The organism is Janthinobacterium sp. SUN176, assembly GCF_030587335.1.
Lineage (GTDB): Bacteria > Pseudomonadota > Gammaproteobacteria > Burkholderiales > Burkholderiaceae_D > Janthinobacterium > Janthinobacterium kumbetense.
Map to the genome: position 1 here is coordinate 3,749,228 of NZ_JAPWIA010000001.1, position 23,757 is coordinate 3,772,984.

Below are 23,757 nucleotides of genomic sequence, written 5' to 3' on the forward strand. Positions count from 1 at the left end.
GCAATGGCCCTCGCCACCAAATGCCCCCATTGCAACACGATATTTCGGGTCGCTGCTGACCAGTTGAAGTTACGTGGGGGCATCGTGCGCTGCGGCACGTGCAGGGAAGTCTTTGACGGCAATGCCGCGCTAGTCGATCCAGCTGCGGCATCGCCGTTTTTAACATCCGGCCCCGGCACTGCCGCCCCCCTGTCGACCAGTTACCCGATCGACAACAGCCTGCCGTCCTCCACGGACGACGAACCCATTTATTCCCTCGACTTCGATACCTCGTTCGACCCGTTCGGCATCTTGCCGGAAACGGCGCAGCTCAAGGACGATGCAGACGATGGCGAGCACATCGAACTGGACCTCGACGTGGCCCTGCCCGACGAGGCGCTGGACCACGTGCCGGCCGCCGCACCGCTCGATATACCTGAAGCAACACCAGTAGAAATACCGGCAGAACTGCCCGAACCACCGTTGCCCCAGCCAATGGCGCCCTTCAAGCGCCGCCAGGTCGATGACGCGCCCGCCTTCGCCACGTATTTGCGCGATAGCCGCCGCGAACCGAACCTGGAAGCAGCGGCAGCCCCAGTGGCCCCGACATTGCCTGCCGCCGAAAAAGTCAACCTGGACAAGCCCCTGCCGGCGGCGCCTGCCGCAACCAGCCCCGCGCGCCGGGAACCCACGCTGGCCAACCCGCTGCCCGCCCCCCCCATTACGCCGGATGCCGCCGAAGAGCAGGAAGAACCCGTCCAGCCGCCGTCCGACGACGAGCCGGCCTTTGTGACCTTGGGCCGGCGCCGCGAACAGAGCGGCAAGGCCTTGCGCGTGGCCATGGCCCTCGGCTCGGTGGTACTGCTGCTATTATTATTCCTGCAAGTGATGACCACTTTCCGCAATCCGCTGGCGGCGCAATTTCCGCAGTGGAAACCGCCCCTGGTAGCCCTGTGCAAGCTCAGTGGCTGCCAAGTCGACTTGCCGGCGCAGATCGAGGCGCTGTCCATCGAGCAAGGCGAGTTGCAAACTTTGAAGGACCAAACCTTTTCCTACGTCTCGCTGCTGCGCAACCAGGGCCGCAGCGTGCAAGCCTGGCCCAGCATCGAACTGATCCTCAACGACGCCAACGACAAACCGGTCTTGCGCCGCGTAATCGCGCCGCGCGACTACCTGCCGGCCACGATCGACGTGAGCACGGGGTTTGCGCCGCGTTCGGAACAAGCCATCAAACTGTACTTTGCATTAGACCAGCTCACGGCGTCTGGCTACCATATCGCCATCTTTTACCCTTAACAGACACTATCATGACCAAAACATCGCTGATCTGCGGCTCGCTTGCCACCGACACCATCATGCAATTCCCCGGCCGCTTCGGCGAATCCCTGCTGGCCGACCAGTTGCACAAGGTAAACGTCTCCTTCCTCGTGCCCACCATGCGCACGGAGTTCGGCGGCTGCTCGGGCAACATCGCCTACAGCCTGAAAATGCTGGGCGGCGACCCGCGCATCGTCGGCGTCATGGGGCAAGATAGCGCCGCCTACCTGGAGCGCCTGCAAAAGCTGGGCATTTCCACCGCCAACATCCTGATCAAGGCCGACAGCTACAACGCGCAATGCTTCGTTACGGCCGACGCGGACAATAACCAGATCAACGCCTTCCACCCGGGCGCCATGTCGTTTGCGCATGAAAACCCGATCGCCAATGCAGGGCCGGCCAAGGTGGCCATCATTTCGCCGGATGGCGACCAGGGCATGCTCAAGCACGCCGCCGACCTGGCCGAGCTGGGCATCCCCTTCATGTTCGACCCAGGCCAGCAGTTGCCACGCTTCAACGGCGAACAGTTGATCGACTTCATCAACAAAGCCACGTATGTGTCGGCCAACGACTATGAAATGGAGATGTTGATGGAACGCACGGGCCTGACCCTGCCGGACATCGCCAGCCGCCTGGAAGCGCTGATCGTCACGCGTGGCGAAAAAGGATCGGAAATCTATACGGACGGCAAGCGCATCGACATTCCTGTCGTGACCGCCAAGGAAGTGCTGGATCCGACCGGTTGCGGCGACGCCTACCGTGCTGGCTTGCTGTTCGGCATCACCAACGACCTGGGCTGGGAAACCAGCGGCCGCCTGGCCAGCCTGCTGGGCGCCATCAAGATCGCCACCCAAGGCGCGCAAAACCACGTATTTACGCCGGAAAGCATCGCCGACCAGTTCGAAGCGGCGTTCGGTTACCGCTATTAATATGTAGTCCGGTCGGCTTGTGCACTAGCGCCAGGCCGACCTCCTCGTTTTACCTCAATACAATAATCATCCCCACCAGCACTTGCGCAATCTGCAGCAAGATCAACGCCACCAGCAAAGACAGGTCCAGGCTGCCCACCAGCGGCACGACCTTGCGGATCGGGCGCAGCAGCGGCTCGTTCAGGGCCCGTACGAACGGCGCCAGCGGCGCATGCGGGTTGACCCAGCTGAAGATGGCTTCGATGATCAGCAAGGCCATGAAACCGTAGAGTATCCATTGCAGGAAGCGTTGCAGCGACTTGAGCAGCACCACCTCGACGGGATAGCCGGAAATAAACAGCACCGAGCTGGCCAGCAGCACGATCAGGAAGGCGCCGATCAGGCTGGCCCAGTCATACCCGCCCACGCCCGGCACCACGCGGCGCAGGGGGCGCACCAGCCAGTCGGACAATTGAAACGTGAATTGCGCCACCGACGAGGGCGGCCGCACGCGCACCGCCTGCATCCAGAAGCGCAGCAGCAACACGCCGCCCAGCAAGGTGGCGATGGTATCAACGATCAATGTAAGGATAACGATCAGCACGACTAATTCTCCAAAAAAAAACCGCTGTGTGATTGAGTCACACAGCGGCGTGTTGCCTCATCCAGGCACCCGTATCGCAGAAATTACGATGGGCGGGTGCTGGTTGGGAATGGCCAGGCTGCAGCCGGTGCCAACACGGTTTTTGCTACAGGTGCGATAGGCGCCGATGGCTTGGCGACAGGAGCTGCCTTCTTCGGTGCGGCCTTTTTAGGCGCGGCCTTCTTGGCTGCTGGCTTGGCTGCCACGGCGGCTGGTGCCGCTGGAGCTGCGGCCGGCGCTGCGGCTGGTGCGGCTGCCACGACTGGCGCTGCGGCTGGCTTGGCGGCAGGTTTCGCTGCGGCTTTCGCTGCCGGCTTGGCGGCTGGCTTGGCTGCAGCTTTTGCTGCTGGCTTCGCTGCTGGCTTCGCTGCTACCTTGGCCGCTGGCTTGGCTGCAGGTTTTGCTGCGACCTTGGCGGCAGGTTTCGCTGCTGCTTTGGCTGCCGGCTTGGCTGCGACTTTCGCTGCTGGCTTGGCTGCCGGTTTCGCTGCTACCTTGGCTGCTGGCTTCGCTGCAACCTTGGCCGCAGGTTTGGCTGCCGCTTTCGCTGCTGGCTTCGCCGCTACCTTGGCCGCTGGCTTGGCCGCTGGCTTGGCTGCAGCTTTTGCTGCTGGCTTCGCTACGGCCTTGGCTGCTGCTTTGGCCGCTGGCTTGGCTGCGGCTTTGGCGGCCGGCTTGGCTGCTGCCTTGGCGACGACTTTTTTCGCTGCTGGCTTGGCTGCCGCCTTGGCGGCCGGTTTCGCTGCTGCCTTGGCTGCAGGTTTCGCTGCGGCTTTTTTCACTGCTGGCTTGGCTGCTGCTTTTGCCGCTGGCTTGGCTGCTGCTTTTGCTGCAGGTTTCGCTGCTACTTTGGCGGCCGGCTTGGCTGCTGCCTTGGCGACGACTTTTTTCGCTGCTGGCTTGGTTGCTGCCTTGGCTACAGGTTTCGCTGCAGCTTTTTTCACCGCTGGCTTGGCTGCTGCCTTGGCCGCTGGTTTTGCTGCGGCTTTTGCTGCTGGCTTGGCGGCCGGTTTGGCTGCGGCTTTTTTCGCGACCGGCTTGGCTGCTGCCTTGGCTGCAGGTTTCGCTGCGGCTTTCGCTGCCGGCTTGGCGGCCGGTTTTGCTGCTGCCTTGGCCGCTGGTTTCGCTGCGGCTTTCGCTACTGGCTTGGCAGCCACTTTTGCTGCAGGCTTGGCTGCGGCTTTGGCGACTGGTTTGGCGGCTGGTTTTGCTGCGGCTTTGGCAGCTGGTTTAGCGGCAACCGTCTTCGCTGCGGCTGCCGGCTTCTTCGCGGCAGGAGCAGCCTTGGCGGCTGGTTTCTTTACTTCTGATTTCTTAGCGGCTGTTGCCATTTGTCTCTCCTTCATCTGAGATGAGAAATTTAAGCTACAAGATTTAAACCCGTCCGACCCACCACAGGGATAGGCCAGGCGAATTATTCATCGGCACAAACGGTCGTTTGCGCTAATGAATTCGGCACCAGCTGAACTGCTGCAACTCCTCACGTTTGCAGCACTTCAGCCATCGTCGGTGCCACCCTGCTTTATCTCGCAGCTGGTGGCAAAGTCTGAATTCGGTCATTCGTTTTCGATGCCGTGCGTTTTTTCGCTCCTCGCATCGCGCTCGCCACAACACCCATCCGTCAAATAAAAAACCGCCATGCCTGAAAAAATTCGGGCACGGCGGCAGACGAAAACGGTGTGGTTTTGTGCATATCCGTGTAAATCTGTATCCCTGTTTTGCGAGGTTTTTTCGCTACCGCGCTGGTTAAAAAACCCCGCATTCTAACGCTCGCATTTGCAATCTCATAAAGTACACGAAAACCTTGTCAATGCGCAACCGGCACGACACGTTTTCGCCCGCTTTTTTGCACGTTACGCGTGCTATCGCACAATCGCGCGGCAAATGCCGCCGCCAGCGTCTCCGGAAATGATTTTTGGGGCCCGCGATGCGGCCATTCGCGGCAGCCGAAAATCCTGGCGCAAGCCTCGTCGCATGACGCGATGAGGCACGCATTTTTCCGCCACCATGCAGGCGAAAAAAAAGCGCCGTCTCAATGACGGCGCTTTTGGGCGTTGACTGAAAAAGGGTTACTCCCAGTTCAGCGCACCACCGGTTTGGTACTCGGTCACGCGCGTTTCGAAGAAGTTACGTTCCTTCTTCATGTCGATCATTTCGCTCATCCACGGGAATGGATTTTCTTCCTGGGCGAACAGCGGCTCGATGCCGATCTGCTGCGCGCGGCGGTTGGCGATGAAGCGCAGGTAGCCCTTGAACATCGGCGCGTTCAGACCCAGCACGCCGCGCGGCATGGTGTCTTCCGCGTACGCATATTCCAGTTCCACGGCTTTCATGAACAGGTCCTTGATCTCTTCGCGGAAGGCTGCCGTCCACAGCTGCGGGTTTTCCATCTTGATCGTGTTGATCAAGTCGATGCCGAAATTGCAGTGCATCGATTCGTCGCGCAGGATGTACTGGTACTGCTCGGCCGCGCCCATCATCTTGTTCTGGCGGCCCAGCGCCAGTATCTGCGTGAAGCCGACGTAGAAGAACAGGCCTTCCATCAGGCAGGCAAACACGATCAGGGATTTGAGCAGCTTCTGGTCATTTTCCACCGTACCGGTGACAAACGCCGGGTCGGTCAGGGTGTTGATGAACGGAATCAGGAATTCATCCTTGTCGCGGATCGACTTGACTTCGTTGTAGGCGTTGAAGATCTCGCCTTCGTCCAGGCCCAGGGATTCGACGATGTACTGGTAGGCGTGCGTGTGGATCGCTTCCTCAAACGCCTGGCGCAGCAGGTACTGGCGGCATTCCGGCGCCGTGATGTGGCGGTAGGTACCCAGCACGATGTTGTTGGCGGCCAGCGAGTCGGCCGTCACGAAGAAGCCCAGGTTGCGCTTGACCAGGCGGCGCTCGTCGTCCGTCAGGCCGTTCGGGTTTTTCCACAGCTCGATATCGCGCTGCATGTTCACTTCCTGCGGCATCCAGTGGTTGGCGCAGCCGGCCAGGTATTTGTCCCACGCCCACTTGTACTTGAACGGCACCAGCTGGTTGACGTCCGTCTTGCCGTTGATGATGCGCTTGTCGTCGGCATTCACGCGGCGCGCGACTTGCTCGGCGTTCGCTTCGGACGGCTCGGCACCGGCCGGCAGGTTCAATTCGGTATTACCCAGTGGCGCTTGCTGCGCCGGACGCGGCGCAGCTGCCGACGTGGTTTCATCATCCCATGACAACGACATATTCTTCTTCCTTTCCATGCCGGCGAACCGGCGATCCGCAACAGGCCCGTTGTATCGGACAATGCGGACATTGACAACATTGAATCAGCCCGACCGTGCCGGGCTGACAACTAAAATTTTACTGGCAGGCTTCGCATTCCTCAAAGCCATCGTCACCCGGACGCAGGTAGCAAGCTTCGCCATCGGCGTCGTCCGCTGCCGCTGCCACTACCGGCGCCACGGCCACTGCTGCTGCCGCCACGACCGCCGCCTGGGCGCTCTGCGCGCTGGCCGACATGCCGCCATCGACTGCCACGGCGTTCAGGGCGCCCGTCTTGGAGGTCGATTTCTCCATGTGGGTAGCGGCGATGGTACGCAGGTAGTAGGTGGTTTTCAGGCCACGCAGCCATGCCAGCTTGTAGGTCTCGTCCAGTTTCTTGCCCGATGCGCCAGCCATGTAGATGTTCAGCGACTGGGCCTGGTCGATCCACTTCTGGCGACGCGAAGCCGCTTCCACCAGCCAGCTTGGCGACACTTCAAAGGCCGTGGCGTAGATATCGCGCAGGTCTTGCGGGATGCGGTCGATCTTCACCAGCGAGCCGTCGAAGTACTTCAGGTCGGAGATCATGACTTCATCCCACAGGTCGCGCGCCTTCAGGTCGCGCACCAGGTAGCCGTTGATCTCGGTGAATTCGCCCGACAGGTTCGATTTCACGTACAGGTTCTGGAATGTCGGCTCGATACAGGCCGAGACGCCGATGATGTTCGAAATCGTCGCCGTCGGGGCGATCGCCACGCAGTTCGAGTTGCGCATGCCGAACTTGGCGATGCGTTCGCGCACCGGTGTCCAGTCCATGGCCGACGAGGAATCGACTTCCAGATAGCCGCCGCGCTCTTCAGCCAGCAGCTTGACCGAGTCCTGTGGCAGGATGCCACGGTCCCACAGCGAACCGGCATACGATTCATAGCGGCCGCGCTCTTCGGCCAGTTCCGTCGACGCCAGGTAGGCGTAGTAGCAGACGGCTTCCATCGAGGTGTCGGCAAACGATACGGCGGCGTCCGAGGCGAACGGGATACGCATCATGTGCAGGCAGTCCTGGAAGCCCATCACGCCCATGCCGACCGGACGGTGGCGCATGTTCGAATTGCGCGCCTTGTCGACGGCGTAGTAATTGATGTCGATGACGTTGTCCAGCATGCGCATGGCGGTGCGGACGGTCTTGGCCAGCTTGACGTGATCGAGCTTGCCTTCCTTCATGTGCGCCGGCATGTTCACGGAACCGAGGTTGCAGACGGCGATTTCATCGCTGCTGGTGTTCAGGGTGATTTCCGTGCACAGGTTCGAGCTGTGGACGACGCCGACGTGCGACTGCGGGCTGCGGATGTTGCAAGGGTCCTTGAACGTGATCCATGGGTGGCCCGTTTCAAACAGCATCGACAGCATCTTGCGCCACAGATCCAGCGCGGCGATCTTCTTGAAGACGCGGATTTCGCCAGCGGCGGCCTTGGCTTCGTAGCCCACGTAAGCCTGTTCGAAAGCCTTGCCGACCTTGTCGTGCAAGTCTGGCGTGTCCGACGGCGAGAACAGGGTCCATTCGCCTTTTTCCATGACGCGCTTCATGAACATGTCGGGAATCCAGTTTGCCGTGTTCATGTCGTGCGTGCGGCGGCGGTCGTCGCCCGTGTTCTTGCGCAGGTCGAGGAATTCCTCGATGTCCATGTGCCAGGTTTCCAGGTAGGCGCAGACGGCGCCCTTGCGCTTGCCGCCCTGGTTGACTGCCACGGCCGTGTCGTTGACCACTTTCAGGAACGGCACCACGCCTTGCGACTTGCCGTTGGTGCCCTTGATGTGGGCGCCCAGGGCGCGCACTGGCGTCCAGTCGTTACCCAGGCCGCCGGCGAACTTGGCCAGCAGCGCATTGTCCTTGATGGCGTCGTAGATGCCTTCCAGGTCATCCGACACGGTGCTCAGGTAGCACGACGACAGCTGCGAGCGCAGGGTGCCCGAGTTGAACAGAGTCGGGGTCGAGCTCATGAAGTCGAACGAGGACAGCAGGCTGTAGAACTCGATGGCGCGCGCTTCGCGGTCCGCCTCGTTCAGCGCCAGGCCCATGGCCACGCGCATGTAGAACGCCTGCGGCATTTCGATGCGCACGTCCTGGATGTGCAGGAAGTAGCGGTCATACAGGGTTTGCAGGCCGATGTAGCCGAATTGCAAGTCGCGGTCGGCCACGATGGCTTTGGCCAGGCGTTCCAGGTCGAAGCTGGCGAGTACCGGGTTCAGCAGCTCGGCGGCGATGCCCTTGGCGATATATTGCGGGAAATACGTCAGGTACTCGGCGGCAGCGGCCGCTTGCGGCACTTCCTTGCCGAACACTTCCTTGCGCACCGTGTGCAGCAAGATGCGGGCCGTGACCTGGCTGTAGGCCGGGTCTTTTTCCATCAGCGCGCGCGCTGCCAGGATGGCCGACTTGTGCAGTTCTTCCACCGGCACGCCGTCGTACAGGTTTTTCACGGTTTCAGCCAGGATGGCGTCGGCATCGACGTGCTTTTCCAGGCCGGCGCAGGCGGCGTTGATCAGGTCGCGTACTTCCTGCATGTCCAGCAGGCGGCGCACGCCGTTGTCGGTCACGTTCAGTTGTGGCGCGGAAACTTGCGCCGAGGCGCCTTGCGCTTCCTTCTGCAGGCGGCGCTCTTCCATGTGCTTGGCGCGGTACAGCACGTAGGCACGCGCCACGTCGTGTTCGCCCGAACGCATCAGCGACAGTTCCACCTGGTCTTGCACGTCTTCGATATGGAAGGTGCCGCCGCCCGGGTGGCGGCGCACCAGCGCAGCGACGACGCCGTCGGTCAGTTGTTCCACCAGTTCACGGATGCGTGCCGAGGCTGCGCCCTGGCCGCCGTTAACGGCCAAAAACGCCTTGGTCATGGCGATGGCGATCTTCGAAGGCTCAAATGCCACCACCGCGCCGTTGCGGCGGATGATGCGATAGTCGCCCAATGCCGCGCCCGTGCTCGCCACGCTGTTGGCCGCGCCTGGCGCTGGCGATACTGGCGTTGGATGGATGGAAATATCTTGTGGTGATTGCATTGAAGCTCCCGTTGTCAGCTAAAGTCAGCCTGCAGTTTTGCTGCCGCGTGTGTTGTTGAATAGAACGCCCGATGGTCAGGGTTTCTTCAGGTATTTGTTGCTAAATAGTAAATTTATAATGCATAAAACAGCTCAGTATCCATATCGCCACACCGCACTGCCCGGCTGGCGCGAAACACGATCAAGGGTGATGAACCGCCAGTTCCAGTGCCTTATCAGCAATCCGGATAGCTTTGACAATAATTCTGAAAACGTCTGTGATGGCACTACATATAGTCTTTACATCCAACTTCTGCACTAATTGTAGTACCCATCGAAGGGCGATGCAATAGTTTTCCGGCATCCGCCAATGTAATTTTTTGTATTTTCATATACGATTTCGGTTGACTTTTCAGGGCATGGATGGGAAGCCCAATCCCCGCGAAGTAAGCGCTAACGCAGCTTGCCCACGCAGGGTTTCCAGCCAGCATTCTTGATAAAAATGCCAGTCGAAAAACGGCCCCGGATCCGTCTTCCTGCCCGGCGCGATATGCTCGTGGCCGCGCACCTGGCTCAGCCCGTAGCGCGCCACCAGCGCCGCCGTCAGCACCGCCAGGACTTGGTATTGCCGCCGCTGGAAAGGCACATCGTCGGCGCCTTCCATTTCGATACCGATGGAATAGCCATTGCACTGCGGGCGTCCTTCGAAGGCGGACGCGCCCGCATGCCAGGCACGTTGATCAGCAGAAACATATTGCAACAGCGCACCATCGCGCCGCACAAAAAAGTGCGCCGACACCTGCAAGCCACGCAGGTCGGCGAAAGAAGGATCGGCATTATAATCTACCCGGCCCGTAAACAAGTCCGACACATGCGGCCCGCCAAAGTGCCCGCCCGGCAAGCTGATGTTATGGATCACCAGCAAGTCGACTTGCGCACCGTCCGGACGCGCATCGTAGTATTGGGAGTCATAGCGCAGCGCGCCGTCGCACCAGCCGTCTTCATCTATCGTCCATGCGCTCATCAAGTATGGCTTCCTGTATCATCAATTTCTGCATGCGGTAACGCAACTGGCGCACGCTCAGACCCAGCTGGCGCGCCGCCCGTGCGCGGTGGTAGCGCGCCTGCACCAGCGCCAGCATGATCATGTCGCGCTCGGCCTGGCGCAAATACACGTCCAGCGGCAAGACCGGGGCCACGCCATACACCGCCATGCCGGGCAGACACTGTTGCCGCTCGGACACAGCCGGCATGGCCGGCGCCGCCCGCAAGGGCACGTTGCCCGCCGCGAAGGGCAAGGCCAGCCCGTCGAGCGCGATCACGCCGCCATCGGCAAAGGCCAGCGCCCGTTCCAGCACGTTTTCCAGTTCGCGCACATTGCCGGGAAACGCATATGCGGCCAGGGCCGCCAGCACCGGCGGCGCCAGGCTCACGACCCGGTGCGGCGACAGGCGCGCGAGGATCACCTCACATAATACCTGCAGATCGCCGCGCCGTTCGCGCAGCGGCGGCAGCGCCAGCTCGATGACATTCAGGCGGTAAAACAGGTCCTGGCGAAACGTCCCGGCGGCCACGCCGCGCGTCAGGCCATGCTGGCTGGCGCACAGGATGCGCACGTCGACGGCTTCGTCAGTACTGCCGCCCAGCTTGCGCACGCGGTGCTCTTGCAGCACGCGCAACAGTTTCACCTGCATGGACAGCGGCAGATCGTCGACTTCGTCGAGCAGCAAGCTGCCGCCGTGGGCCGCCTGGAACAGGCCCTGGCGCTCGTGCAGCGCGCCCGTATAGGCGCCCGGGCGGCAGCCGAAGAATTCCGCTTCCATCAGCGCTTCGGGAATGGCGCCACAGTTGACAGCGATAAACGGGAAACTGGCGCGCGCGCCCTGCGCGTGGATGGCGCGCGCCGCCAGTTCCTTGCCCGTGCCCGATTCGCCGTGGATGGCCACCGGCGCGCCGCAGCGGGCGATGCGGCCGATCTGTGCGCGCAGCGCCTGCATGGGCAGCGAGTTGCCGCTCAGTTGCGGCGCCGGCGGCATGCCGGCGACGGTCTGCGGGATGGAACGGGGGCTGGGACGGGACATGGTGAGCGCGCCTTTCTGCAATGGCGGCGACGAACCGCCTGCTGCAGATGCTACGCCGGACGGATGCCGGAGGACGTTACGATACGGATGAGCAACGCACGCGCGCCTGCGAACCGCCCCTTACAGCGTGGCGTGCGCGTGGCTGCAGTAGTCGTGGCCCTTGGCCTGCACGTTTTCCGAGGCCGGGTAGTACACGCCGCAATGGGCGCAGCACAGCATCAGCTCGGCATCCGGCAATTCCTGCGGCCGCACAGGCGGCGTAAACGGATTCGGCCGCTGTTGCTGTTGCGCACGAGCCCGCTGCTGCATGCCACGGATCTTGCTGCGGATAGCGAACAGCACCAGGAACACCAGCGCCAGCCAGAATAAAACACGTGTCATGCGAATCCTCGGTGTAAAACCACTTCCAGTACAAAACGGCTGCCGACATAGGCCAGCAGCAAGGTGGCGAAACCGGCCAGGGTAAAACTCAAGGCCGTCTTGCCGCGCCAGCCGCGGAAGCGGCGGCCTGCCAGCAGCGAGGCAAACAGCAGCCACGACAGCATGGTAAACACGGATTTATGATCCCAGTTGAGCGCCTTGCCAAATAATTGCTCGGAAAACACGATGCCCGACAGCACGGTCAGGCTGAGCAAAATAAACCCCAGGCCGATCATGCGGAACAGCAACTTTTCCATCGTCAGCAGGGCTGGCAGCTGGTCCAGCGCGCTGCCGATGAAGCCGCGGCTTTCGCTGCGCGTGTGCAAACGCGATTCCTGCAGCGCCATCAGCACGGCGTGAAAGGCGGCAATCGTCAGGGTGCTGTAGGCGAGCACGGCGACGGCAATATGCCAGCCGAAGACGGCCGACTTGCCTTCCATGCTGACCTGGCTGCCGGGGAAGGCCCAGGCCAGGCCGATGGCGAGGACGGCGCTGGGCATGACCATGCGGCGCAAGCCGTCCAGACTGAAATTGCGGTTCTCTATCCAGTAGGCGCCCACCGAGACCCACAGCGCGGCCGACAGCATGGCGGAAAAACCGAAGCGCAAGGTGCCCGGCGCCATCAGGTCGAACCACAGGGTGGCGGCGTGCGCCAGCCAGGCGACGCCGGTCAGGCCGGCAATAAGCCGGGCACGGGACGAGGGAAGCACCGCGCACACCGCATACAACAGGGCGGCGATGAAAAAGAAATAGATCTGCATAGTTTAAGTTTACACCATAGCCGACAAGCGCGATTCAGGCGACAGCCCGGGTGACAGGCACGACGCCGCCATCCAATGCCGCAAGCCTGCCATGATATCGCGCCTGAGGCATGACGGGGTGGCGCACCCTCAAGATTTCGGCAATCTTTCCTGCGGCACACTGTCGCCGCGCCGCGGGTATGTTGCCATCCTGATTAGCCAGTCCTATAATTATGTCCACAAAGCAATATTTATCCACCCTGACGCCACCGCCCCCCGCCATGTCTTTTCTAAAATTGTCCTGGACCTGTCTCTTGCTGGCCGCCTGTACTATATTAGGCGGCTGCATGAAAGATGCACCTTCCCAATCCACGTACGAGGAATACTTCCGTACGTCCATCCAAAGCTATGATCTGTACAAACAGTACTTCGACATCGCGAAGCTGGAAAAGCTCAATGGCTGGAAAGAGAACGAACAGTACGAAATCAAGGGCTCGGCCGTGCTGCGCGCCAAGGTGGGCTACCTGGAATTGCTGGCCGACGTGGCCGACAGGCTCGAAACAGAGGCGAAGACGGATGGCTCCGTGGGCATGACCATGGGCCTGGGCCTGATGGCGCGCGGCATGGGCGGTGAAAACAAGGTTTTCCGCGAATTCTGGGCGCAGCAGCAGGAAAAAAAGGCGATTCCCGCGCCGCTGCTGGCGCGCCAGGCGGCGATGACGGCCGAACGTTTCGAGAACCTGATGCAGTGGTCGGACCAGATCGTGCAAGACAATTACGGCGCCATCATCAGCCGCCAGCTCAAGAAAGGCGACGAGCTGACCCGCATCTACACGCTGAGCTTCCGCCAGACGGAGAAAGGCTGGATGGGTTTCAACGCCCGCTAAAGGCAACCCGCCACAAGCTCCGCACCAGCACTGGCGCGGAGGTTTTTTTCATGGTTTCCTGATTTACTTCACATTCAGGCTCTTTTTCGCCTGCTCCAGCAAGTCCGTCTTGACCCAGTCCCTGGCCACGGGCGGCTTCGTCATGCGGCCCACGCCCGTTTTCACCATCACGTCCGTCGTGATCTGGATGTGTTCGGGCGAGATGTCATACGAATACGGCGAATTGCTGATCGCGTCGTCGAAGTCATCCTTCGTGATCTGGCCGCGGAACACCACTTCGCGCACATACTTTTCCGCCGTCGCCTTGTTGTCGATAAAGGCCTTGGTGGCTTCGACGAAGCAGCGCATGAATTTTTCCGCCACGGGACGGCGTTCCTTGTAAAACTTTTCCGTCATCACCATGGTGCGCACGGGTTCGCCGATCGGCGTGTCGTACGGCTTGATGACTTCGGTGCCGAAACCCTTGTTGATGGCCTGCGACGATTGCGGCTCCGACTGCATCATGGCGTCGATATTCTTGCCCATCAGCGCCTGGTTCAAGTCGGCGTAAGCCAGGAACACCAGTTGCACATCCTTGCCCTTGGTTTCGGAATACGTCAGGCCCGCCTGCGACAGCTCGGCCAGCAGCAGCACTTCCTGGATGCCGCCGCGCGTCACGCCCACGCGCTTGCCCTTGAGTTCCTTGACGTTGGCGATCTTTTGCCCGGCGCCCGCCACCAGGCGCGCGCCGCCCTTCGCAAAGCCTGCCACCACATAGATGGGTGCGCCGCCGGCACGGCCGGAAATGGCCGCTTCGGAGGCCGTCGCCCCCACGTCCAACTCGCCCGCGATAATCGCCTGCATCACGTCGAGGCCCTTGGCGAAGACATGCTCTTCGACCTTGATGCCGCACTTGGGCGCGATTTCCTTGATGTACGACACGGCGCCGTAATGGGCGAACTTCAAATTGCCCAGGCGCACGACTTCCTGCGCCTGTGCCTGGCCAGCGCCCATGCCGAAGGCCAGCATGAGGGCGGCGGCAATACCGGTCTTCAAAGTTGATTTTTTCTGCATCGGGTTCTCCTGTGGTGGTTGACGTGTGCCCGCCAGGGCACAGCTATGCGAAACACGGCTTCTTATTATGGGGAGATAGTACCGTGTGTTGGAGCCAGGGCAACATTTTTTTTGCCGGCAGCCACGCTGCCGGCGTTATCACTACTGCCCCGCCAGCGCCACCACCGGATCGAGCCCCGACGCCTTGCGCGCCGGCATGAAGCCAAACACCAGCCCCGTCACCACGGCGCAGGCAAAGGCGCCGCCGACGGCGCTCAGCGAAAAGATCACCGGCACGTCCCATACCAGCAGCAAGCCGGCCACCGTCACGCCGACCACGATGCCGGCCACGCCGCCCACCACCGACACCAGCACGGCTTCGGTGAGGAACTGGCGCAGGATATCGCGCCGGCGCGCGCCCGTCGCCATGCGGATGCCGATTTCGCGCGTGCGCTCGCGCACCGTCATCAGCATCACGTTCATGACGCCGATGCCGCCCACCACCAGGGAGACTGCGGCGATCAGGCTGAGCATCACGGTCATGTTGTCCTGCGTCTTCGCTTCGGCGGCAATCGACGCGGCCGCGTTGCTGATGCCGTAGTCGCGGATGCGGTGGCGCTCGAACATGGTGGCGTCAACCGCCGCCTCCACCTCCGTCACGCGCTTGACGTCAGCCACCGCCATGACGGTGTACGTCGGCTCGCGCTGGCCGAAGACGCGGATGCCGGCCGTGGAAAACGGCAGCAGCAGCACGTCGTCTTCATCCTTCTCGCCCGTCAGCGCGCCCTTCGCGCTCATCACGCCGATCACCTGGAACGGCACATTGCCGATCAGGATGCTCTGCCCCACGGGATTGGCCACGTCGGGCATCAGCTTTTCCGCCAGATGCGCGCCCAGCACAGCCACGGTGGCCATCTCGCGCTCGTCCTCCTCGGTAAAGAAGCCGCCCTTGGCCACCGGCCAGGTCTGGATCTGCGGCAGGGCCGGCCCCGTGCCCCGCACATAGGTCTGCACATCGAGGTTGCCATGGCGGATCACCTTGTTGCCCGTGACATTCGGCAGCACGTGGGTGATGCCCGGCACGTCCTTGAGCGCATCGAGGTCGGCCAGGGTGATGCTGCGCCCGGGGATGCGCGAGCTTTCGCCGCGCGACGCCATGTACAGCAGATTCGAGCCGAACGCGCCCAGCTGCGCCATCACCTGCTGGCGCGTGCCCAGGCCGATGGCCAGCATGACGATCACGGAAGCGACGCCGATGACGATGCCAAGCAGGGTCAGGCCCGTGCGGAAGCGGTTGATCCACAACACGCGCCAGGCGGCGCGCGCCGCATCGAGCAATTCCGTGCCCAGCGACGCACCCGTGTCATGGGCGGCGCGCGACATGTCCAGCGGCGGCAAGGCCGTCGACGTGGATGGAATGGCGATGGCGCCCGAGTCTTCGACGATTTCGCCATCGCTGATCTCGATCACCCGGCGCGCCTGGGCCGCCACCTTGCGGTCATGCGTAATCAGAATGATGGTGTGGCCCGCGTCGGCCAGTTCGCCCAGCAGGGCCATGACTTCGGCACCGCTGCTGCTATCTAACGCCCCCGTCGGTTCATCGGCGAGGATGATGCGCCCGCCGTTCATCAGGGCGCGGGCGATCGACACGCGCTGCTGCTGCCCGCCGGACAACTGGTTTGGCCGGTGGTCGAGCCGCTCGCCCAGGCCCAGGCGCTTGAGCAGCGCTTCCGAGCGGGCGTGGCGGGCGGCTGCCGGCATGCCCGCGTACAGGGCCGGCACTTCCACGTTTTCGCGCGCCGATTCGGTGGCGATCAGGTGATAACCCTGGAAGACGAAGCCGAACGCTTCGCGCCGCAGCCACGCCAGTTCATCGGGATTCAGGCTGGCCACGTCCTGGCCGGCGAAGCGGTAGGTGCCGTCACTGGGCCGGTCCAGGCATCCCAGCAAATGCATCAGGGTCGACTTCCCGGAACCGGACGCGCCGACGATGGCGACGAATTCGCCGGCGCCGATCGACAAGGTCAGACCGCGCAGCACTTCCACGGCCGGCGCGCCGTCATGGCCGCCGTAGCGCTTGCGGATGCCCTGCAGTTCAATCAGGGGAACCGGCTGGCCAGGTTCCCCTGGCTGCCCCAGCGACCTGGCCTCGCTCATGGCGCTCACAGCTGGAACCTGCTGCTGCCGCTGCCGGCCGGCTGCTCGTCCGTGACCAGCAATTCGCCTTCGCGCAAGCCTTGCAGCACTTCCGCGCTGAGGCGGTTGCGCACGCCCACGGTGACGGTGCGCGTATCGACCTTGCCGTCCGCATCCATCACGCGGGCCGTAAACTGCCCCGGCTTGGCGCCTTCTTCCGTCGATGGTTTCAGGGCAGGCAAGGGCACGGCCAGCACATTGTTCGCCGCGGCCGTGACAAACACCACTTGCGCCGTCATCTGCGGCATCAATTCGCCATCGGCGTTATCCACGTCGAACAGCACGGTATATAAAATCACCTTGCTGGTCGACGGCGCCAGGGCCGTGCCGGCGGAAGAACCGCCTGGCACCGGCGGCGCCGGCAGCACTTGCCGCACCTTGCCGCTCCAGCGCCGCTGGTCACCGCCCAGGGTGGTGAAATACACGGGCATGTCCGGACGCACGCGGCGCACGTCCGCCTCCGATACTTCCGTCCACACGGTCATGGCCGACAGGTCGGCGATACGCAGGATGTTCGGCGTCTGGTAGGTGGCGTTCAGGGTTTGTCCTTCCTTCGCGTCCAGGCCCACCACCTTGCCGGCCATGGGCGCGTAGATGCGCGTATAGCCGAGGCGCGCCTCGTCCGCCTTCAGGCTGGCCTGGGTCTGGTCGATCTGCGCCTTCAGGTGGTCGATCTTGGCGCCGGCCGAGGCCAGCGTGGCTTCTGCCGTTTCCAGGTCGGCCAGCGGCGTCGAGTCGAACTTGGCCATCTGCTTCTGGCGCACGTGCTGCTGGCCCGCCAGGCGGTGCTGCGCCTGCTGGTCGGCCAGCTGCGCACGCAAACCCGCCAGGGCGGCGCGGCCCGCATCGACCGTGGCTTGCTGTACGCTGGGGTCGATCTCGGCCAGCAACTGGCCTTTTTCCACGGCGCTGCCGGGCTGCACGTGCAGGCGCGTGATCTGGCCCGACACCTGCGCGCCCACGTCGACATAGGTTTGCGGCTGCAGGGTGCCGATGGCCGTGACGCTGGCCTCGATATTGCCGCGCTTGACGGGGGCCGTGTCGAACACGGTTGCCGGGCCGCGCGTGGCCCACAGTGCGCCGGCGCCGAACAGCGCCAGCAAGACCACGCCGCCCAGGATACGGGTACGGCGGGAAGGCAGGCGGGCCGCCATCAGGCAGCCGCCTTGGATGAAGTCAAAACGAAATTACAAACGTCAAACGGTGTCGCCAGGCGTGAAAAGTACATCGGTCTATCCTTGAAAATGGCGGTGAAGATCACCGCAGGAACGTCACAAGACCTGCCAGCGCGGCGACGGCTGCCAGCAGGGAACTACGAAACAGCAAGCGGGGGGCATACGGCAGCAGCAGGGCCACCAGCAGCGCGCCCACCCCGATGAATCCGAGCCAGGCGACCACGCCGACGGTGGCGCTCCAGCCGGCCACGCAAGGCCAGATGGCCAGCGCCAGCAACAGCGCGCCAGCCAGCTGCAGCGCGCGCCGCACGTTCGGCGCCGCGTCCCGGCCCCAGACCTGGCCATGGTGGCGGTCCATCGCCAGCGAGAGGCTGGCCATGCCCGCATACGACAGGCCCAGCGCGCACAGAATGGTATTGATCATGACTGTCCCTCCGTATTGACTTGCAGGCTGGCAGAGGGCGCAGCGCTTTCCCTGGCGGCAGCCTTTTTCACCGGCTTTTCCTTGCGCTTGTGGACTTTCCACGCGCCCCAGGCGGCCAGCAGGCCGAAGGCCATGCTGCCCAGTTCCACGCCGGCGCTTTCCCAGTCGCCGCGCGCAATTTGCGCCGCCAGGTTGTCGCCCGTGCTCAGGACATTCAGGATGGGCAGCAGCAGGCACAGGGCCGCCAGCAAGCCCAATTGCTCGATCCACGCGCGTTTTTCCGCGCGCAGGCAGGCGTGCAACAGCATCAGGAACCAGACGCCGAAGAAGGCGCGCACTTCCCAGCCGGCACGCTGCTCGATGCCGACGGGGATCAAGCGGTTGGCCCACAGGAAGCCCACGCAGGCGATCGCCAGGCCGGCGATCGCCGCCACGTTCAGGCATGCGATGACGCGGTACACGCGCTGCGTGTAGGCGCCGAACTCGCCGCCGGACTTCTGGCGGCGCTTGACCATGAACAGGATGGCACCCGTGCCCATCATGGCCGTGCCGGCCAGGCCGCAGAAGAAATACAGCCAGCGCATGGGAGTGCCGCCAAAGCCGACCATGTGCAGGTTCGACATGACGGAGCGCGTCAGGCCCGCGCCGCCCGTGTCCGACTTGCCCGGCAGGCGCACGGCGACCTGTTCTCCCGTGGCCAGCGCATAACAGGCCCTGCCCGAATTGGCGCTGAGGCGCGTGAGCAGTTCCGTGTCCTCATTCCAGCCGTACATGCACACGCGCATGGAGGCATCGTTCGGATTGTCCAGCACCACGGCGCGGATTTCCTGGCCGATGGCCTGCTCGGCGCGCAGCGCGAACGATTCCAGCGCGGGAATGGCCAGCGGCTGGCCCGACCGCGCAGGCTTGCCCGCATCGTTCCAGTCGGCCAGGAAGGCTTTCTTGGGATTGTCCATGCCATATTGCGCCGCCACGGGGGCCGGCACATAGTCGTCGCTGAAGAATGCCAGGCCCGTGTAGGCGATCATGAACTGGAACGGCAACGTCAGCACGGCCACCGCGTTGTGCGCGTCGAGCCACGAGCGCTGGCCCTTGGCCGGGCGGAAGGTGAAGAAATCCTTGAAGATGCGCTTGTGCGTGATGACGCCGCTCACCAGCGCCACCAGCATGATCATGGTGGTGATGGCGACGATCCACACGCCGATGCGGCCCGCGTGCAGTTCATAATGGAAATCGACGAAATGGTGGCCGCCGATGGTTTCCCGTTCCGTTGCCTCGCGCGCAGGCTCGATGACGGCGCCCGTCAGCGGATCGAGGTCCGCCGAGCCATAGCCGCCGCTGGGCTGGAACCAATAGGCGGACAGGCCATGGCCGGGACGCTGCACAGGCCAGATTTCCCACATATCCGCCTTCGGATGTTCCTTCCCCATGAAGTCGAGCGCCAGCTCCAGGCGGTGCGCGCGGTCCGTGACCTTCGGCAGCGGCGGATCGTTCGCGTGCGCCGCCTCGGCCAAAGCGTGCTCGGGCGTCATCCAGTGGCCGATCGGGTCGTCGAAGACAGCCAGGGAACCGGTCAGGAAGATGGCAAACAGCAGCCAGGAAATCCACAGGCCACTCCACGTATGCAGCCAGGCCATGGCCTGGCGCAAGCCCCCCTGCTGCGGCGTTTTCACCACTTTATCGACCTTGACGGCGTTCATGCGGCACCTCGCGACAGCAGCATACCGATGCCGCCGCAGACGATGGCCGGCAACAGCATGCCCAGCCAGGCGCGGCGCAGGTCTTGCACGGCAAAGACCCAGATCACGGCGCAAGTGTAGACGACGAAGGCGCTCAGGGTCGCCGTCAGCACGGCTTCGGCGCGCGACAGCGGCAGCACGGCCGACAGCAGCACGGCCACGCCGGACGTGAGCGCATAGCCGCCAAAGATGGCGGCGAGCACGCGCGAGAACAACATCATGTGGGCCGATTTCACCATCGCGGCACTCCTGGGTATGGCTGTTGTGCCGGGCGGCAGACCTTGTACATCAGATGCATCACACTGCGTCCTTCCATTTGGGTTGATCGTGGCGGTGGCACGCAGCGGCATGAAACCTGGCAGCGTGGCGCCTTGCATGGGTACTGGATATTGAGTCTCTTAACTACAGGTGACGCGAGAATCGAAAACGGGCAGCCCGATTGAACATTATTTTTTATTGCAAGGACTACGGCGCCGGTTCGACGCTGACCCAATACCGCGTGCGGCTGCGCACCTGCACGGGCAGCGAGTTGGGCAGCATGTTCAGGATGCGCTGGGTGTCGGTCAGCGGGAACACGCCCGACAGGCGCAGCTGGGCGACTTCCGGCGCGCAATGAATCACGCCGGGGCGGTAGCGGGCCAGGTCGGCCAGGAAATCGCCCAGGGTTACATCGTCGACGATCAGCTGCCCGTGCGACCAGGCGTGCGCATGTACATCGATGGCGTGCGGCGCATCCGGCGCATGGCGGGAAAATGCCGTGCCGCGCCCGGCCGCCAGCAACAAGGGCGCGCCGACATCGTCGCGGGGACGGATTTCAACGGCGCGTTCAAACACGTCCACGGTGCTGTAGCCATCCTGCTGGCGCACGGCAAAGCGCGTGCCCAGCGCGCGCACCCGGCCTTCGCGCGTGGCCACTTCCAGCGGGGCGTCGCTGCCGGCGCCATGACCGCTGGTGACGAGGATCTCGCCGGCCAGCAACTCGATCAGGCGGCGGCTGGCGTCGAAACGCACGTTCACGGCCGATCCCGTATTCAGGCTGAGCACGCTGCCGTCGGCCAGCGCCACCACGCGCCGCTCGCCCGTGGCCGTGCGGTAGTCGGCACGCAGGGCGCGCACGCCATCCCATACGCCCGTCTGCGCGGCCAGCATGCCGCCGCCTGCCGCCACGCCCAGCCACGCCAGCAACTGGCGCCGCTTGCCGTTGACGGCTTGTTGCTGCGTACCGGCCAGCGCCTGCGCGGCCGCGCCACGGTGCAAACCGTTGAAGCGCTGCGACACCGCTTCGATATGCTGCCAGGCCCGTTCGTGTTCCGGGTCGGCCCCGCGCCAGCGCTGCCAGGCGGCGTGTTCCGCCTTGCTGGCCTGCTCCGACATCAGCACCGTCAGCCACTCGGCCGCCTGCTGCTGCACCTCTGCGCGGATGGTTGCCGCGGCTGCGGGTTCTGCCACCGTGCTCATGCTGACAGAGAGAAAAACACCTGGCGGTTGGCCCGCGTCAGATATTGCTTGACCGAGCTGGCCGACACGTTCAGGCGCGCGGCGATCTCGGCATAGCTGAGGCCTTCCAGTTGCGCCAGCAAGAACGCCGTGCGCACGGGCGCAGGCAAGCCGTCGAGGGCCTGGTCGATTTCCTGCAAGGCTTCCAGCGCCAGCAGCCGCTCCTCGGGCGCGGGCGCCACGTCGGGCGGCAGGCAAGCCAGGGCCTCCAGATAGGCGTCTTCCAGCACTTGCCGGCGGTAGCGGTGCGCCACCAGGCGGCGCGCGATGGTGGCCAGAAAAGGCCGCGCTTCGCGGATCTGCGGCGCGGAATCGGCCGTCAGCACGCTGATGAAGGTGTCTTGCGCCAGATCCGCCGCGTCGCCCGCATTGCCCAGCTTATGCCGCAGCCAGCCCTGCAGCCAGCCGTGATGGCTGCTGTAGAGCGCGTGCAGGTCTTGTTGCTGTGCAAAATCGGCAGCCGACATGGCATCCCTTTCCGCTCAGGCATGCGGCGCCCGAGAATGTAAATAAGAATTATTCTCATTTTAACCGCGCAATGCCTTTCATGCAATCGCGGCATTGCCAGAAATACCAACTAATTCAAAAGCAGGCCAACCGCCAGGCGATGCAGCGCAGGACCGCCAGCCACCCGCGATAAGGTAAAATGACGCCCATCGTCCGGCTTGCGCCGCCCACTCCCAAGCTTTTCATTGCAGGTTCATCATGCTAGATAATCTCACCCAACGGCTTGCCAAAGTCGTCAAGACCATGCGCGGCGAGGCGCGCCTGACCGAAGCGAACACCGCCGACATGCTGCGCGAAGTGCGCCTGGCGCTGCTCGAAGCCGACGTCGCCCTGCCCGCCGTGCGCGAATTCATCGCCAAAGTCAAAGAAAAAGCCATGGGCGAGGATGTCATTTCCTCGCTCACGCCAGGCCAGGCCCTGGTTGGCGTGGTGCAGCGCGAGCTGGCCGCCCTGATGGGCGCCGACCTGGGACCGGAAGCGTCGCAGATCAGCTTTGCCCAGCAGCCGCCCGCCATCATCCTGATGGCCGGTTTGCAGGGTGTGGGTAAAACCACCACCGTCGGCAAGCTGGCGAAGTATCTGAAGGAAGAAAAGAAGAAGAAAGTGCTGACCGTCTCGGCTGACGTCTACCGTCCCGCCGCGATCGCCCAGCTGCAATCGGTCACCGCCCAGGTGGGCGCCGACTTCTTCCCGTCCACCAGCACGGACAAGCCGGTCGATATCGCCCTGGCCGCGCTGGACTGGGCGAAAAAGCATTACCACGACGTGCTGATCATCGATACGGCGGGTCGCCTCGGTATCGACGAAGAGATGATGCGCGAAATCGCCGCCGTCCACGGCGCCGTGAAACCGATCGAAACCCTGTTTGTCGTCGACGCCATGCTGGGCCAGGACGCCATCAACACGGCAAAAGCCTTCAACGATGCGCTGCCGCTGACCGGTATCGTGCTGACCAAGCTCGACGGTGACGCGCGCGGCGGTGCGGCCCTGTCGGTGCGCCATATCACGGGCAAACCGATCAAGTTTGCCGGCGTCTCGGAAAAACTCGACGGTCTGGAAGCGTTCGACCCGACCCGCATGGCCAACCGCATCCTCGGCATGGGCGACATCCTCGCCCTGGTGGAAGAGGCGCGCAAGGGCGTCGACAGCAAGGCGGCGGCCGACCTGGCGCAAAAAATCAAGGTCGGCGGCAAGTTCGACATGAACGACTTCAAGGCGCAACTGGGTCAAATGAAGAAAATGGGCGGCATGGCCAACCTGATGGACAAGCTGCCGGCCCAGTTCCAGCAGGCGGCAGGCGGCAAGAACATGGATCAAGCCGACAAACAGGTACGCCGCATGTGCGGCATCATCGACTCCATGACGCCGCAGGAACGCGCCAAGCCTGAACTGATCAAGGCCACGCGCAAGCGCCGCATCGCCGCCGGCGCCGGCGTGCAAGTGCAGGAAGTGAACCGCATGCTGACGCAATTCGAGCAAATGCAGACGATGATGAAGAAATTGTCGGGTGGCGGCATGATGAAGATGATGCGCTCCATGAAGGGCATGATGCCCGGCATGAGGTAGTGGAAGGCTTCAAAATCCGCTGCGCGGGGCGCTTTGCGGCCGGCGATGCTCACCGTACTTCAGTACGGTTGCGCTTCTCGGCCACAAATCATCCCCGCTCGCTGTGATTTTGAAGGCCTTTTTTACGCCGCGTGAGACGTAGTTCAAGTCAAGAAACACCGTTATAAAATCATGCCGGATTGCATTTTCATGTGTCCGGCATCATTACTTCCCTCCCCCGCAGTCCCCCTCCCCGCATAGCCAGCAACCATGCCATTTACGGGCAAAAACGCCGTTCTGCGCTCCCAAGCGGTGCGCCTGGGCGACAGCATTGCCATTTCCCTGCTTTTTCCTCGTGAAAACGTGAAAAACACTTGCATACAAGGTAAATCCACAC

20 protein-coding genes are annotated in these 23,757 nt (G+C 63.0%); 5 read left to right on the plus strand and 15 right to left on the minus strand.

What is annotated here, in order from left to right:
- Window positions 1-3 precede the first annotated feature (3 nt).
- Together O3299_RS16955 and O3299_RS16960 are read left to right on the plus strand one after the other, a co-directional pair.
- Window positions 4-1,275: a DUF3426 domain-containing protein gene (locus O3299_RS16955; protein ID WP_305054014.1), complete on the plus strand. Its 1,272-nt coding sequence runs from the start codon at window positions 4-6 to the stop codon at window positions 1,273-1,275.
- A gap of 11 nt (window positions 1,276-1,286) precedes the next feature.
- On the plus strand, window positions 1,287-2,225 hold the full coding sequence (locus O3299_RS16960) for a carbohydrate kinase family protein (protein WP_034746615.1): 939 nt from the start codon (window positions 1,287-1,289) through the stop codon (window positions 2,223-2,225).
- 49 nt (window positions 2,226-2,274) lie between these two features.
- Here O3299_RS16960 and O3299_RS16965 read toward each other — a convergent pair whose 3' ends face one another.
- The gene (locus O3299_RS16965; RefSeq protein ID WP_251350272.1) at window positions 2,275-2,808 is read right to left on the minus strand and encodes a YggT family protein; all 534 of its coding nucleotides are present in this window, start codon (window positions 2,806-2,808) and stop codon (window positions 2,275-2,277) included.
- A gap of 286 nt (window positions 2,809-3,094) precedes the next feature.
- Here O3299_RS16965 and O3299_RS16970 point away from each other — a divergent pair, with 286 nt between their 5' ends.
- Window positions 3,095-4,081 carry a hypothetical protein gene (locus tag O3299_RS16970; RefSeq protein ID WP_305062764.1) on the plus strand — a complete coding sequence of 329 codons (987 nt, stop codon included), beginning with the start codon at window positions 3,095-3,097 and terminating at the stop codon, window positions 4,079-4,081.
- Window positions 4,082-4,916: 835 nt separating this feature from the next.
- Here O3299_RS16970 and O3299_RS16975 read toward each other — a convergent pair.
- The 6 genes from O3299_RS16975 to O3299_RS17000 form a co-directional block, all read right to left on the minus strand.
- Window positions 4,917-6,068 (minus strand): ribonucleotide-diphosphate reductase subunit beta, encoded by a 1,152-nt coding sequence (locus O3299_RS16975; protein ID WP_071322017.1) that lies wholly within the window; start codon window positions 6,066-6,068, stop codon window positions 4,917-4,919.
- Window positions 6,069-6,186: 118 nt separating this feature from the next.
- Window positions 6,187-9,138: a ribonucleoside-diphosphate reductase subunit alpha gene (locus O3299_RS16980; RefSeq protein WP_289900290.1), complete on the minus strand. Its 2,952-nt coding sequence runs from the start codon at window positions 9,136-9,138 to the stop codon at window positions 6,187-6,189.
- Window positions 9,139-9,529: 391 nt separating this feature from the next.
- Window positions 9,530-10,141, minus strand: a complete 612-nt coding sequence (gene ampD, locus O3299_RS16985; RefSeq protein WP_305062765.1) for a 1,6-anhydro-N-acetylmuramyl-L-alanine amidase AmpD — start codon at window positions 10,139-10,141, stop codon at window positions 9,530-9,532.
- Window positions 10,119-11,198 carry a sigma 54-interacting transcriptional regulator gene (locus tag O3299_RS16990; protein WP_370385287.1) on the minus strand — a complete coding sequence of 360 codons (1,080 nt, stop codon included), beginning with the start codon at window positions 11,196-11,198 and terminating at the stop codon, window positions 10,119-10,121. The genes ampD and O3299_RS16990 overlap by 23 nt, the downstream gene beginning before the upstream one ends.
- 120 nt (window positions 11,199-11,318) lie before the next feature.
- Window positions 11,319-11,579 (minus strand): PP0621 family protein, encoded by a 261-nt coding sequence (locus tag O3299_RS16995; protein ID WP_077408507.1) that lies wholly within the window; start codon window positions 11,577-11,579, stop codon window positions 11,319-11,321.
- The gene (locus tag O3299_RS17000) at window positions 11,576-12,379 is read right to left on the minus strand and encodes an inner membrane protein YpjD (protein WP_077408508.1); all 804 of its coding nucleotides are present in this window, start codon (window positions 12,377-12,379) and stop codon (window positions 11,576-11,578) included. The genes O3299_RS16995 and O3299_RS17000 overlap by 4 nt, the downstream gene beginning before the upstream one ends.
- Before the next feature lie 326 nt (window positions 12,380-12,705).
- Between O3299_RS17000 and O3299_RS17005 the strand changes: the two genes are divergently transcribed.
- Window positions 12,706-13,245: a hypothetical protein gene (locus O3299_RS17005; RefSeq protein WP_099666515.1), complete on the plus strand. Its 540-nt coding sequence runs from the start codon at window positions 12,706-12,708 to the stop codon at window positions 13,243-13,245.
- Window positions 13,246-13,308: 63 nt separating this feature from the next.
- Here the strand turns inward: O3299_RS17005 and O3299_RS17010 are convergent, their stop codons facing one another.
- The 8 genes from O3299_RS17010 to O3299_RS17045 all read right to left on the minus strand — a co-directional run bounded on the left by O3299_RS17010 (window position 13,309) and on the right by O3299_RS17045 (window position 21,775).
- Window positions 13,309-14,298 (minus strand): ABC transporter substrate-binding protein, encoded by a 990-nt coding sequence (locus O3299_RS17010; RefSeq protein WP_370385288.1) that lies wholly within the window; start codon window positions 14,296-14,298, stop codon window positions 13,309-13,311.
- A 141-nt stretch (window positions 14,299-14,439) separates the two neighbouring features.
- Entirely contained in the window at window positions 14,440-16,434 is a 1,995-nt protein-coding gene (locus tag O3299_RS17015) for a MacB family efflux pump subunit (protein ID WP_305062766.1), read from the minus strand.
- Between the two features lie 5 nt (window positions 16,435-16,439).
- Window positions 16,440-17,627, minus strand: coding sequence for an efflux RND transporter periplasmic adaptor subunit (locus O3299_RS17020; protein WP_305062767.1), 1,188 nt, complete (start codon window positions 17,625-17,627; stop codon window positions 16,440-16,442).
- Between the two features lie 103 nt (window positions 17,628-17,730).
- The gene (locus O3299_RS17025) at window positions 17,731-18,072 is read right to left on the minus strand and encodes a DUF3325 domain-containing protein (RefSeq protein WP_289900285.1); all 342 of its coding nucleotides are present in this window, start codon (window positions 18,070-18,072) and stop codon (window positions 17,731-17,733) included.
- Window positions 18,069-19,772 carry a PepSY domain-containing protein gene (locus O3299_RS17030; protein WP_305062768.1) on the minus strand — a complete coding sequence of 568 codons (1,704 nt, stop codon included), beginning with the start codon at window positions 19,770-19,772 and terminating at the stop codon, window positions 18,069-18,071. The genes O3299_RS17025 and O3299_RS17030 overlap by 4 nt, the downstream gene beginning before the upstream one ends.
- The gene (locus tag O3299_RS17035; RefSeq protein ID WP_305054023.1) at window positions 19,769-20,050 is read right to left on the minus strand and encodes a hypothetical protein; all 282 of its coding nucleotides are present in this window, start codon (window positions 20,048-20,050) and stop codon (window positions 19,769-19,771) included. The genes O3299_RS17030 and O3299_RS17035 overlap by 4 nt, the downstream gene beginning before the upstream one ends.
- Window positions 20,051-20,276: 226 nt before the next feature.
- Entirely contained in the window at window positions 20,277-21,269 is a 993-nt protein-coding gene (locus O3299_RS17040; protein WP_370385289.1) for a FecR domain-containing protein, read from the minus strand.
- Entirely contained in the window at window positions 21,266-21,775 is a 510-nt protein-coding gene (locus tag O3299_RS17045; protein WP_289917317.1) for a sigma-70 family RNA polymerase sigma factor, read from the minus strand. The genes O3299_RS17040 and O3299_RS17045 overlap by 4 nt, the downstream gene beginning before the upstream one ends.
- 238 nt (window positions 21,776-22,013) lie before the next feature.
- On the opposite strand from O3299_RS17045, the gene ffh reads away from it, so the two are divergent.
- A complete protein-coding gene (gene ffh / locus O3299_RS17050) occupies window positions 22,014-23,381 on the plus strand; it encodes a signal recognition particle protein (protein WP_034746567.1) in 1,368 nt (455 codons plus the stop codon).
- Window positions 23,382-23,757 lie beyond the last annotated feature (376 nt).

What these genes read in the sequence shown, in the direction of transcription:
- ampD (WP_305062765.1), bottom strand. Translation starts at nt 10,141, where the DNA reads ATGAGCGCATGGACGATAGATGAAGACGGCTGGTGCGACGGCGCGCTG.
- O3299_RS17005 (WP_099666515.1), top strand. Translation starts at nt 12,706, where the DNA reads ATGAAAGATGCACCTTCCCAATCCACGTACGAGGAATACTTCCGTACG.
- O3299_RS17015 (WP_305062766.1), bottom strand. Translation starts at nt 16,434, where the DNA reads ATGAGCGAGGCCAGGTCGCTGGGGCAGCCAGGGGAACCTGGCCAGCCG.
- O3299_RS17020 (WP_305062767.1), bottom strand. Translation starts at nt 17,627, where the DNA reads ATGGCGGCCCGCCTGCCTTCCCGCCGTACCCGTATCCTGGGCGGCGTG.
- O3299_RS16990 (WP_370385287.1), bottom strand. Translation starts at nt 11,198, where the DNA reads ATGTCCCGTCCCAGCCCCCGTTCCATCCCGCAGACCGTCGCCGGCATG.
- O3299_RS17030 (WP_305062768.1), bottom strand. Translation starts at nt 19,772, where the DNA reads ATGAACGCCGTCAAGGTCGATAAAGTGGTGAAAACGCCGCAGCAGGGG.
- O3299_RS16955 (WP_305054014.1), top strand. Translation starts at nt 4, where the DNA reads ATGGCCCTCGCCACCAAATGCCCCCATTGCAACACGATATTTCGGGTC.
- O3299_RS17040 (WP_370385289.1), bottom strand. Translation starts at nt 21,269, where the DNA reads ATGAGCACGGTGGCAGAACCCGCAGCCGCGGCAACCATCCGCGCAGAG.
- O3299_RS17000 (WP_077408508.1), bottom strand. Translation starts at nt 12,379, where the DNA reads ATGCAGATCTATTTCTTTTTCATCGCCGCCCTGTTGTATGCGGTGTGC.
- O3299_RS17025 (WP_289900285.1), bottom strand. Translation starts at nt 18,072, where the DNA reads ATGATCAATACCATTCTGTGCGCGCTGGGCCTGTCGTATGCGGGCATG.
- O3299_RS16995 (WP_077408507.1), bottom strand. Translation starts at nt 11,579, where the DNA reads ATGACACGTGTTTTATTCTGGCTGGCGCTGGTGTTCCTGGTGCTGTTC.
- O3299_RS17045 (WP_289917317.1), bottom strand. Translation starts at nt 21,775, where the DNA reads ATGTCGGCTGCCGATTTTGCACAGCAACAAGACCTGCACGCGCTCTAC.
- ffh (WP_034746567.1), top strand. Translation starts at nt 22,014, where the DNA reads ATGCTAGATAATCTCACCCAACGGCTTGCCAAAGTCGTCAAGACCATG.
- O3299_RS16960 (WP_034746615.1), top strand. Translation starts at nt 1,287, where the DNA reads ATGACCAAAACATCGCTGATCTGCGGCTCGCTTGCCACCGACACCATC.
- O3299_RS17035 (WP_305054023.1), bottom strand. Translation starts at nt 20,050, where the DNA reads ATGGTGAAATCGGCCCACATGATGTTGTTCTCGCGCGTGCTCGCCGCC.
- O3299_RS16980 (WP_289900290.1), bottom strand. Translation starts at nt 9,138, where the DNA reads ATGCAATCACCACAAGATATTTCCATCCATCCAACGCCAGTATCGCCA.
- O3299_RS16975 (WP_071322017.1), bottom strand. Translation starts at nt 6,068, where the DNA reads ATGTCGTTGTCATGGGATGATGAAACCACGTCGGCAGCTGCGCCGCGT.
- O3299_RS17010 (WP_370385288.1), bottom strand. Translation starts at nt 14,298, where the DNA reads ATGCAGAAAAAATCAACTTTGAAGACCGGTATTGCCGCCGCCCTCATG.